The following is an 11,232-nucleotide window of genomic DNA, read 5'->3' on the forward strand; positions in this document are numbered from 1 at the left end:
TCAGGCGGGCAGCTTCACCCGTCTCTTGCTCTCGGTGAAGATGCCCCAGCTGGACAGGAACAAGGCCGCGATCAGCGGGCCGATGACAAAGCCGTTCAGGCCGAATACCGACAATCCGCCCAGGGTGCTGATCAGGATCAGGTAGTCGGGCATGCGCGTGTCCTTGCCCACCAGGATCGGACGCAGGACATTGTCCACCAGACCAATCACCAGCACCCCGAACAGCGCCAGCACCACGCCTTGCCAGATGGCTCCGGTCATCAGGAAATACACCGCCACCGGTGCCCAGACGATCCCCGCGCCCACCGCCGGCAACAGCGACAGAAAGGCCATGGTCACCGCCCAGAGCAAGGCGCTGGGGATATCCAGCAGCCAGAAGATCATGCCGCCCAGGGCCCCCTGGGTCACCGCCACCAGCAGGTTGCCCTTCACCGTGGCCCGCACCACGCGGTTGAACTTCAGTTGCAGGCGGCGCTTCTGCTGCTCGGCCAGGGGCACGGCCGCGCGGATCCGGCGCACCAGCTCCGGACCGTCGCGCAGGAAGAAAAACAGCAGGTAGAGCATGATGAAAAAGCTCACCACGAACTCGAAGGTGCCCTGCCCGACGCTGACGGCCTGGCTGGCAAGCAACTGGCTGCCTTGCGTCATCCCCTGGACCACCTTGGCCTGGAGCCCGTTGAGGTCACCCAGCCCGAACCGATCGAGCCCGCGCTGGATCGCCCCCGGTAGCAGATGCTTGAACTGCGCGACATGACCGGCGATATCCAGCTGGCCGCTTTCGATACTCCGGTACAGCGTCGTGCCTTCCTGCACCAGCAAGGCAGAGATGACGATCACCGGCAGCACCGCGATCACCAGGCAGATCCCCAGGGTGCACAGCGCCGCCAGGTTGCGCCGGGCATTCAGGCGCAGCAGCAGGCGACGTTGCAAGGGGGCGAAGATGATGCCGAGAATGACCGCCCAGAACACCGCGCCGTAGAACGGCTGGAGAATCCACAGGAAGGCGATCGTCACCAACGCCAGCAGGATCAGCAGGGATTTGTTGTGCAGGAAAGTTTCGCTCATGGCCGGTCCACCTGGGAAAAAACGCCGGGGACACTCAGGCCCTCGCACATTAGTCCGCGGGCGACGATCATTCGTTCACCCAGTCTGGACCCAGATCAATAAACCCCGGGCCCGGGCGGTTTAACCTCGCGACTTTTTTGCGAACGATCCGACCATGTCCCTTTCCGCCCCTGAACTGCTGGCCCCCGCCGGCACCCTCAAGAACATGCGCTATGCCTTTGCCTACGGCGCCGACGCGGTGTACGCCGGCCAGCCGCGCTACAGCCTGCGGGTGCGCAACAACGAATTCGACCATGCCAACCTGGCCCTCGGCATCCGCGAAGCCCAGGCCCAGGGCAAGCGCTTCTACGTGGTGGTGAACATCGCCCCGCACAACGCCAAGCTCAAGACCTTCCTCAAGGATCTGGCACCGGTGGTCGCGATGGCGCCGGACGCACTGATCATGTCCGATCCGGGCCTGATCATGTTGGTGCGCGAGCATTTCCCGCAGATGCCGATTCACCTGTCGGTGCAGGCCAATACGGTGAACTGGGCCAGCGTGCGGTTCTGGCAGCAACTGGGGTTGACGCGGATCATCCTGTCGCGGGAGCTGTCCCTGGAAGAGATCGCCGAGATCCGTGAGCAGGTGCCGGACATGGAGCTGGAAGTCTTCGTCCATGGCGCCTTGTGCATGGCCTATTCGGGGCGCTGCCTGTTGTCCGGCTACCTGAACCGGCGTGACGCCAACCAGGGCAGTTGCACCAACGCCTGCCGCTGGAAGTACACGGCACAACCGGCCGGGGAAAACGTCACGGGCGAGATCGTCAGGGCCTTCACTCCCGAACCGGTCGAGCCGACCCTGGGCGCGGGCGCACCCACCGACCAGGTGTTCCTGCTGCAGGAAGCCAATCGTCCCGAGGAGTCGATGCCCGCCTTCGAAGACGAACACGGCACCTACATCATGAATGCCAAGGACCTGCGCGCGGTGCAGCATGTCGAGCGCCTGGCGCGCATGGGCGTGCACTCGCTGAAGATCGAAGGCCGGACCAAATCGCACTTCTACTGCGCACGGACCACCCAGGTCTATCGCCAGGCCATCGACGATGCGGTGGCCGGGCGCGAGTTCGACCGCAGCCTGATGCACAACCTCGAGTCACTGGCCCAACGCGGCTATACCGAGGGTTTCCTGCGCCGGCATGTGCATGACGAATACCAGAACTACCAGAACGGCAGTTCGGTCTCCGAGCGCCAGCAGTTTGTCGGCGAATTGACGGGGGTACGCCGTGACCGACTGGCCGAGGTCAAGGTGAAGAACCGCTTCGGGCTGGGCGACCACCTGGAATTGATGACCCCCAGGGGCAACTTTCATTTCGATCTGCATGAACTGCGCAATGGCAGCGGCGGCGCGATTGCAGTGGCGCCGGGAGATGGGCATACGGTGTACCTGCCGATTCCGGATCAGGTCGATCTGCGCTTCGGCTTGTTGATGCGCGATATTCAGGTCAGTTCGTAGGGTTGTGCTGCCCGGGCCGGCCTCTTCGCCGGCCTGCCAGCTCCCACCGGGGATGGGGGGAGCCGGCTGGCCGACGATGCCTTCAGATCCGGAACTGCCCCACCAGCTTGCCCAACCGCTGCCCCAGCTCGGCCAGGCTGCGGGAGGTCTGGGCCCCCCGCTGGGTTTCATCGGCCACGCTGTCCACCGCCGTGGCGATCTGGTGCACGCTGCGGTTGATCTCCTCGGCCACCGCCGTCTGTTCCTCGGCGGCGCTGGCGATCTGCGCGTTCATCGCATTGATGGTGCCGATCAACTGCGCCATGGTATCCAGCGAAGCCCCCGCTTCGTTGGCCCGTACCGAGGTGCCGTCGCCGGCCTCGCTGGAACGACGCATGGCCTCGACCGCCAACTGCGTGCCCGACTGCAGGCGATCGATCATCCCCTGGATTTCCTGGGTGCTCTGCTGGGTCCGGCTGGCGAGCGCGCGGACCTCGTCGGCGACCACCGCGAAACCACGCCCGGCTTCACCGGCCCGGGCCGCCTCGATGGCCGCGTTGAGCGCCAGCAGGTTGGTCTGCTCGGCAATCGAACGGATCACCCCCAGCACGCTGACAATCGACGTCACGTCCTGCTGCAGGCTGTCCAGGGACGTACCACTGCTGCGGATATCATTCACCAGCGCGTGGATCTGCTGGATGCTGCCATCCACCACGCGCTTGGCGGTCTGGCCTTCGGCATCGGTCTGCTGGGCCGCGACCGCCGCGCCCTGGGCACTGCGCGCGACTTCCTGGGCGGCTGACGACATCTGGTTGATCGCCGTGGCGACCTGATCGGTTTCGTGGCGCTGGCGCTCCATCGCCTGTTCCGAGCGGTTGGCCTGCTCGGAGACCTGGCCGACCAGTCCGGTCAACTGGCCGGTCATCTCGGTGATCTGCCGGACCAGGCTGTGGATCTTGTCGACAAAGCGGTTGAACGAGCCGGCCAGTTGCCCCAGTTCGTCCTGGCTGGTGATCGCCAGGCGGTGCGTGAGGTCACCCTCGCCGGCGGCGATATCGTCGAGGTTGGCCTTCATCAGGATCAGCGGCCGCAGAATGGTATTGGCGACGATCATCCCGACCACGGCAATCACCAGCAGTACCAGCACGGCAATCCCGACAATGCTCAGCACCACGCCTTCCATGCGCTCGTTGACCTTGCCCTGGACCACCGCGACCTGGGCTTCGATGCCATCGAGGTTGACCGAGGAGCCGATGGCCATGTCCCACTTGGCCAGGTATTCGGTGTATCCGAGCTTGGGCACCAGCACCGTTTCGTTGCCCGGCAATGGCGAGCTGTATTGCAGGTAGTGGGTTCCGTCCTTGGCGACCTGCACCAGGTCACGATTCACATAGACGCCGTTGGGGTCGCGGGCATCCTTGAAGCTCTTGCCAAGGCCTTCCGGACTGTTGCTCTTGAACAGCCGGACGATCTGCGAATCGTAGCCGAAGAAGTAACCGTCCTTGCCGTACTTGATGCTCGACAACAGTTTGATCACCTGGTCACGGGACGCCTGGTCCCCCGGCGCGGCGGCATCGTAGAGCGGCTTGATCGCCGTCATGGCCACCGCCACGTAGCTCTGCAAGGTGGCCTTGGCCTCGGAGATCAGTCGCTCGCGGGTTTCCTCGACTTCGTTGCGGGCCTGGTTCCGCAGGATCAGCACCGTGGTCAGGCTGATCACGACCGCGAACAGCAGGACCGGCAATACCGCGAGGGACAGGACTTTGGCCTTCAGGCTCAGGCGCATGGTGGTGTTCTCTTATTGTCGGCAGGTAAGGGGTTAACGGCCCCGCCGGCGGAAAGTTGAGGACCATCGACGCCCGTGGAAACCGCACAAACCGTGGGGGCGATGGCTGCGGCCGGCATGAAATCGACCGTCAACGACGTATTGTCGATTTCAATCGACAATCGTTCGATGGGATAAAACCCGCCTTTTCCTGACACAGGTCATTGTTTTTTATTTGTTCGTTCAAATAAAGAAAAAACCGATCATGCCGTTAAACTTCCAAACCTCTGCAGTTCAAGATTAAGGACGTCTTTCATGTCGCTCAGACAACTTTCCATCCAATGGAAAATCACCCTGCTCGCCGGACTCAGCCTGCTGGGGGTCGTCACCCTGCTGGTCGGCCTTTCACTCTATCGTATGGAGCACAGCTCGGAGCTGGTCAAGGCATCGAGCATGGAAATGCTCAACGAGGCCGCCCAGGCGCGCATCGAGGCCCAGGGTGAAGTCCAGGCGCTGATCATTCGTCGGCAGTTCATGGATGCCTACCAGTACGGCAACGGCTTTGCCCGCCAGGTGCTGTTCCTGCGCGAACAGGCACAGAAGCGCTTTCTCGATGCCTTCGATCTGCGCGAAGACCTGACCCGCCAGGTCAAGGCCGCACTCCAGGCCAACCCGGACCTGCTCGGCCTGTCCCTGGTCTTCGAAGCCAACGCACTGGACAGCAAGGACGAGCTGTTCGCCGGCCAGAAGGAACTGGGCAGCAACGACAAGGGCCGCTTTGCCCTCTACTGGTCGCAACCGACCCCGGGCCAGTTGACCTCCATGTCGCTGCCGGAAAGCGATATGAGCGACACCAGCACCGGCCCCAGCGGCGAGCCGAACAACGCCTGGTTCACCTGCCCGCGCAGCACCCTCAAGCCCTGCGTGATCGAGCCCTACTTCTACGAGATCGATGGCCACAATGTGCTGATGACCAGCATCGTGTTTCCGCTGATCGTCGAGGGCAAGGTCATCGCCTCGCTGTCCGTGGATATCAACCTCAACAGCCTGCAAGCGGTCAGCCAGCAGGCGAGCAAGAAGCTCTACGACGGCCAGACCAGCGTCAGTATCCTCAGCCCGGTGGGCCTGCTGGCCGGCTACAGCCCGGATGCCAGCAAACTCAGCCAGCGCCTCGACCAGGTCGACAGCCACAACGGTGCCGCTCTGATCCGCCAACTGGCCAGCAGCACCGAGACGCAGGTGCTGCGCAATGATGCGCAACTGAAGATTCTCGCGCCGTTCCAGCCGATTCCCGGCGGCAAGCCGTGGGGCGTGTTGCTCGATGTGCCGGAAAAGGTCCTGGTCGGGCCGGCCGAAACCCTGAAGAGCCAGCTCGATGCGCGCAACGCCGCCGGCACCCTGATCGAGCTGGGCCTGGGCCTGCTCGGTGCCGTGATCGGACTGTTGCTGGTCTGGCTGATGGCCCGCAGCGTGACCCGACCGATTCTCGGCGTGGCGCGCATGCTCGAAGACATCGCCAGCGGCGAAGGCGACCTGACCCGCCGCCTGCATTACGACAAGAAGGACGAACTGGGCCAACTGGCTGGCTGGTTCAACCGTTTCCTCGACAAACTGCAGCCGGTGATTGCCGACGTCAAGCGGTCGGTCCAGGACGCCCGCGGTACTGCCGACCAGTCGGCGTCCATCGCGACCGAAACCAGCGCCGGCATGGAACAGCAGTACCGCCAGGTCGACCAGGTCGCCACCGCCTCCCACGAAATGAGCGCCACCGCCCAGGATGTCGCCCGTAGCGCGGCCCAGGCCGCCCAGGCCGCGCGCGATGCCGACCAGGCGACCCGCCAGGGGCTGACCGTGATCGATCGCACCACCGCGAGCATCGGTCACCTGGCCGCCGACATGAGCGACGCCATGGGCCAGGTCGAAGGGCTGGCAGCCAACAGCGAGAAGATCGGCTCCGTACTGGAGGTCATTCGGGCGATTGCCGAGCAGACCAATCTGCTGGCACTCAACGCCGCCATCGAAGCTGCCCGAGCTGGTGAGGCCGGGCGTGGTTTCGCCGTGGTCGCCGATGAAGTGCGCAACCTCGCGCGGCGCACCCAGGAGTCAGTGGAGGAAACCCGCCAGGTCATCGAAGAGTTGCAGACCGGTACCCGCGAAGTGGTGACTTCCATGGGCAACAGTCACCGCCAGGCCCAGGGCAGTGTCGAGCAGGTCAGCCAGGCCGTGACGGCGTTGCGGCAGATCGGCGACGCGGTGACGGTGATCACCGACATGAACCTGCAGATTGCCAGTGCGGCGGAAGAACAGAGCGCGGTGGCCGAGGAGATCAACAACAACGTGGCGACCATCCGCGATGTCACCGAATCGCTGTCCGGCCAGGCCAATGAATCGGCACGGGTCAGTCAGTCGCTGAACCAGTTGGCCAACCAGCAACAGGGACTGATGGATCAGTTCCGGGTGTAAGGTTTCGCGCGCAGGGGCTTCAGCTTCTGCGCGGCAGCTCGATCGTCACCAGCAGCCCGCCCAGCGGGCTGCCCGACAAGGCCATCTGCGCCCCCCAGGCGTCGACGATATCGCGCACGATGCCCAATCCCAGCCCATGCCCGATGGTCTGTTCATCCAGCCGCGCCCCCCGGCTGAACACCTCGTCCCGGCTCTGCTCGGGAATCCCCGGACCGTCATCCTCGACACTCAGGCGATAGCCTCCCGCCGTCTCGACGATACCCAGGCGTACCTCGGCATCGGCCCACTTGCAGGCGTTGTCCAGCAGGTTGCCCAGCAGTTCGAGCAGATCTTCCCGATCCCAGGGCAGTTGCAGGCTGGGGGGTGAGCTGTGGCTCAACAGCAGGTGCTCGCCGTGGATCATCCTCAGGGTCGAGAGCAACCCGGGCAGTTCCGCATCGCAATCGAAGGGCACGCCCGGCAGCGCCTCGCCGGCGAGACGGGCACGGTTCAATTCACGGCTCAGGCGCTGCTCGATCTGCTCCAGCTGTTCGCGCAACACCTTGCGCAAGGCCGGCTGGCCCTCCAACTGGGCGCTCGACGCCAGGCTGAGCAGCACCGCCAGCGGGGTTTTCAGGGCATGGCCGAGGTTGCCCAGGGCATTGCGTGAACGCTTGAGGCTGTCCTCGGTATGGGCCAACAGATGGTTGATCTGCGCCACCAGGGGTTCAAGCTCCAGCGGCACCCGGGTTTCCAGTTGCGAGCGCTGTCCCTGCTGCAATTGCGCGATCTGTTCCCGGGCATTTTCCAGGGGGCGCAAGGCCCGGCGAACGGTAACCCGTTGCAGCAACAGGATCACGATCAGCGCCGCGAGTCCGATCCCCAGGCCGATGCGCTGCATCAGCTGGAAGCTTTCCCGCACCGGTGTGTAGTCCTGGGCCACGCTGATACTGATCGACTGCCCCAGGCGCCGGTAGTCCGAACGCAGTACCAGCAGCATCTGCCCCTCGGGTCCCAGTTGCAGGTTGGCATGCAGGCCCGGTTGCGCCGGGACCGGCAGGTCCTGGTCCCAGAGCGAGCGGGAACGCCAGTGATGGTCGGCGAAGTCGATCCGGAAGTAATGCCCGGAGAACGGTCGCTGATAGGCCGGGGACAACCGCCGCTCATCCAGTTGCAGCCCCTGGGGGCCACGTACCAGGGCGACCAGCAGGTTCTCGCTGTCGGCGTGCAGGCCATCCTCCAGATAGCGCTGCAGGCCCAGTTCGAACAGCCACAGGCTGGTTTGCGCAACGATCAGGCCGACCACCAGCAGTACGCTGACCAGGCCCAGGCTCAGACGCCGCTGGATCGACCTCACCCGGCGGTTCCGCCGAATCGGTAACCCTGGCCGCGGCGGGTCTCGATCACCGCGCGGCCGAGCTTGCGGCGCAGGTGATTGACATGCACCTCCAGCACATTCGAATCACGCTCGGTTTCACCGTTGTAGAGATGTTCGGCCAGATGTCCCTTGGAAAGAATCTGCTCCGGGTGCAGCATGAAATAACGCAACAGGCGGAACTCGGCCGCGGTCAGCTGGATCTCCGCACCATCGCGGCTGACGCACTGGCGGCCTTCATCCAGATGCAGCCCCGCGGCCTTCAGGGTCGGCTGGTTGGGTTGGCCGTGGGCACGACGCAGCAATGACTGCACCCGCAGTTGCAGTTCTTCCGGATGGAAAGGCTTGGTCAGGTAGTCATCGGCACCGGCCTTGAGTCCCTCGATGCGTTCGGCCCAGGAGTCCCGTGCGGTCAGGATCAGCACCGGCACCGTCAGGCCACCGGTCCGCCATTGCCGCAGGACCTCCAGGCCCGGCAAGCCCGGCAGCCCGAGATCGAGGATGACCAGGTCATAGGGTTCCGTCGCCCCCTGATACGCCGCATCACGCCCATCGGCCAGCCAATCGACGGCGTAGCCCTGGCGTGCAAGGCCGGCCAGCAGCTCATCGGCCAGGGGCACGTTATCTTCCACCAGCAGCAGCCGCATCAGTTGTCCTCCTCGTCTTTCAATAAGTCACCATTGCTGGCGTCCAGCTTGAGTTCCCGGACCACACCGGCCTGGGTCAGCAATTCGACCTCGTAGACATAGAGGCCATGCTTGCTCTCCAGTTCAGCCTCCAGCAGCTTCGCCCCGGGGTAATGCCCCATGGCCTGTTGCAGCAGGCGCTCGAGCGGCAGGATCACCCCCTGCTGACGCAGATGCAGGGCTTCGTCCTGGTCCAGATCCCTGGCCGATGCCAGGGAGCAGAGGGTGGCCAGCGCCAGCAGAGCGCAGGCGCGCAAATTGAAAATCATTACCTGTCCTGATGGTCCTTGAGAACCTGACCGCTGATGGCGTCCAATTCAATCTCCCACTCAATTCCCTGAGCATCGCGCAGTTCTACCTGATAAATGTAGTGACCGTATTTCTCGTCCAGTTCGGTATCGCCCAGCACAGCGCCGGGGTGCCGGGCCAAGGCAACGGCCGTCAGTCGATCAAGAGGCTGGATTGTACCTGCCGCTTGCAGTTTCGCCGCTTCGTCACTGGCAATATCACGACCCGATACATTACAGGTGGTGACTGCCACAGCAAAAAAGGCCAAGGCAGCGCCCAGGGCTTTCATCATAGGTCTCCATGGCAAATGGCCAGTTATGCCCGTCACGGTAACCGCCCCAACTTAAGCGAAGCTGAATTTCCCCGGCGGTCATCTATCCATCCCTATTCACAAGCCCGCTCTTTTCCCGACGCCGACAGCCATTCGCGGCAACCTTCCCTATAATTCGCCGACCCAGAGAACGAGGGCTGTATGACTGCGATTCACATCAAATTCCCCGCGCTGACCCTCAAGGCCGGCAAGCGTGCATTCCAACGCATCCGTGAAGGCGGCCTGAAGGCCGCCGACGTCGGCACGCTGCCGGGCGCGGCAGGCGGACCGAAAGCCCTGGGCATCCAGGGCCTGGACCTGGCGCTGTTCGGTGAATGGCTGCCGGCGAGCCCACGGGAGCGCTCATTGATCGGCGCCTCGATCGGTGCCTGGCGGTTTGCCAGCGCCTGCCTGCCGAATGCCGCGCAAGGCATCGAGCGCCTGGGGCAGCTGTACAACGAACAGAGCTTCGCCAAGGGCGTGACCATGGCCGAGGTCAGCCAGAGCTGCCAGCGCATGCTGCACGACCTGCTCGATGGCCGGGACGCCTCGATCCTGACGAACGAGCACTATCGCTTGAACGTGGTGATCGTGAAGAGCCATGGCCTGCTGGCGGACGATCATCGGGGCCGCCTCGGCCTCGGATTGTCCTCGGTCATCGCCGACAACCTGGTCGGACGTGGGCGCCTGGCTCGTCACTTCGAGCGGGTGATCCTGCATGACCCACGCCTGTCCCCTCCCCTGCTGCCCCTGAAGGACTTTCCGTCACGCCTGCTGCCACTGGCCTCGGAGAACCTGCGCCAGGGACTGCTGGCCTCCGGCTCGATCCCGATGGTGATGGAAGGTGTACGGGACATCGTCGGCGTCGGCCAGGGCACCTATCGCGATGGCGGCCTGCTCGACTATCACCTTGACCTGCCCTACAGCGGCGAGGACGTGGTGCTCTACCCGCACTTCACGGACAAGGTCATTCCCGGCTGGTTCGACAAGACCCTGCCGTGGCGACGCGGCAACCCGGACCGGCTACAGGATGTCCTGCTGCTGGCCCCTTCGCGCGAATACCTGGCCCGGCTGCCCCACGGCAAGCTGCCGGACCGCAATGATTTCAAGCGCTACATGGGCGATGACAAGGGCCGCCAGGCCTACTGGCGCGAGGCAATGGCGCAGAGCCGGCGCCTGGGTGACGAATTCCTCGAGCTGGCCGATCACGGCAGGCTGGGAGAGCGCCTGCTGGCGCTTTGAGTCGGTCATCGCGCACCGGAGCTGTTAAACTGCCGAGCTGCACTTATCGCTCACGCGATAGCCACCCTTCAGAGCTGACAATACTGTGGAAATCTTCAAAGAGTTTACGTTCGAATCCGCCCACCGCCTGCCTCACGTGCCGGACGGACACAAGTGTGGCCGCCTGCATGGTCACTCCTTCAAGGTGGCGATCCATCTGAGCGGTGAAATCGATCAGCATACCGGCTGGATTCGCGACTTCTCCGAGATCAAGGCGATCTTCAAGCCGTTGTATGAGCGCCTGGACCACAACTACCTGAACGACATCCCCGGCCTGGAAAACCCGACCAGCGAAAACCTGGCGAAGTGGATCTGGCAGGAACTGAAGCCACTGCTGCCAGAACTGTCGGCGATCCGCATCCATGAGACCTGCACCAGCGGATGCATCTATCGCGGGGAGTGAGTCCCGGGCATAAAAAAACCACCTCAGGCAGGTGGTTTTTTTATGCCCGATCACTGCGAGTTTTCCGCGGCGCAAAAACAAAACCCCAACTGCTTTCGCAATTGGGGTTTCGGAATTTAATCTTGACGATGACCTACTCTCACATG

At 63.6% G+C, this 11,232-nt stretch carries 10 protein-coding genes and 1 pseudogene; 4 read left to right on the forward strand and 7 right to left on the reverse strand.

Going from position 1 to position 11,232, the window contains the following annotated elements; translation table 11 throughout:
- A complete protein-coding gene (locus ACL9RJ_RS23410) occupies window positions 1-1,065 on the reverse strand; it encodes an AI-2E family transporter (RefSeq protein WP_177106780.1) in 1,065 nt (354 codons plus the stop codon).
- A gap of 154 nt (window positions 1,066-1,219) precedes the next feature.
- On the opposite strand from ACL9RJ_RS23410, the gene yegQ reads away from it, so the two are divergent.
- Window positions 1,220-2,557 (forward strand): tRNA 5-hydroxyuridine modification protein YegQ, encoded by a 1,338-nt coding sequence (gene yegQ, locus ACL9RJ_RS23415; protein WP_177088242.1) that lies wholly within the window; start codon window positions 1,220-1,222, stop codon window positions 2,555-2,557.
- A gap of 82 nt (window positions 2,558-2,639) precedes the next feature.
- Here the strand turns inward: yegQ and ACL9RJ_RS23420 are convergent, their stop codons facing one another.
- Window positions 2,640-3,461: a methyl-accepting chemotaxis protein gene (locus ACL9RJ_RS23420; RefSeq protein WP_377651265.1), complete on the reverse strand. Its 822-nt coding sequence runs from the start codon at window positions 3,459-3,461 to the stop codon at window positions 2,640-2,642.
- Window positions 3,462-3,497: 36 nt separating this feature from the next.
- Window positions 3,498-4,322 (reverse strand): annotated as a pseudogene (locus ACL9RJ_RS23425) (cache domain-containing protein); the annotation flags it as partial.
- Between the two features lie 294 nt (window positions 4,323-4,616).
- Between ACL9RJ_RS23425 and ACL9RJ_RS23430 the strand changes: the two are divergent.
- A complete protein-coding gene (locus tag ACL9RJ_RS23430; protein ID WP_177106782.1) occupies window positions 4,617-6,764 on the forward strand; it encodes a methyl-accepting chemotaxis protein in 2,148 nt (715 codons plus the stop codon).
- A gap of 19 nt (window positions 6,765-6,783) precedes the next feature.
- Here ACL9RJ_RS23430 and ACL9RJ_RS23435 read toward each other — a convergent pair whose 3' ends face one another.
- Genes ACL9RJ_RS23435 through ACL9RJ_RS23450 form a run of 4 tightly spaced genes read right to left on the reverse strand, consistent with a single transcriptional unit; the run spans window position 6,784 to window position 9,381 of the window.
- Complete coding sequence (locus tag ACL9RJ_RS23435; protein ID WP_422765715.1) at window positions 6,784-8,100, reverse strand: sensor histidine kinase; 1,317 nt, start codon at window positions 8,098-8,100, stop codon at window positions 6,784-6,786.
- Window positions 8,097-8,765, reverse strand: coding sequence for a response regulator transcription factor (locus ACL9RJ_RS23440; RefSeq protein ID WP_017123820.1), 669 nt, complete (start codon window positions 8,763-8,765; stop codon window positions 8,097-8,099). The genes ACL9RJ_RS23435 and ACL9RJ_RS23440 overlap by 4 nt, the downstream gene beginning before the upstream one ends.
- Window positions 8,765-9,073, reverse strand: a complete 309-nt coding sequence (locus ACL9RJ_RS23445; protein WP_017123819.1) for a PepSY domain-containing protein — start codon at window positions 9,071-9,073, stop codon at window positions 8,765-8,767. The genes ACL9RJ_RS23440 and ACL9RJ_RS23445 overlap by 1 nt, the downstream gene beginning before the upstream one ends.
- Complete coding sequence (locus ACL9RJ_RS23450) at window positions 9,073-9,381, reverse strand: PepSY domain-containing protein (protein ID WP_042934458.1); 309 nt, start codon at window positions 9,379-9,381, stop codon at window positions 9,073-9,075. The genes ACL9RJ_RS23445 and ACL9RJ_RS23450 overlap by 1 nt, the downstream gene beginning before the upstream one ends.
- A gap of 183 nt (window positions 9,382-9,564) precedes the next feature.
- Here ACL9RJ_RS23450 and ACL9RJ_RS23455 point away from each other — a divergent pair, with 183 nt between their 5' ends.
- Window positions 9,565-10,644, forward strand: a complete 1,080-nt coding sequence (locus tag ACL9RJ_RS23455) for a hypothetical protein (RefSeq protein ID WP_017123817.1) — start codon at window positions 9,565-9,567, stop codon at window positions 10,642-10,644.
- An 85-nt stretch (window positions 10,645-10,729) separates the two neighbouring features.
- Window positions 10,730-11,086, forward strand: a complete 357-nt coding sequence (gene queD / locus ACL9RJ_RS23460) for a 6-carboxytetrahydropterin synthase QueD (protein WP_017123816.1) — start codon at window positions 10,730-10,732, stop codon at window positions 11,084-11,086.
- Window positions 11,087-11,232: the final 146 nt, after the last annotated feature.

The organism is Pseudomonas sp. Mn2068 (genome assembly GCF_049319725.1).
GTDB lineage: Bacteria > Pseudomonadota > Gammaproteobacteria > Pseudomonadales > Pseudomonadaceae > Aquipseudomonas > Aquipseudomonas gingeri.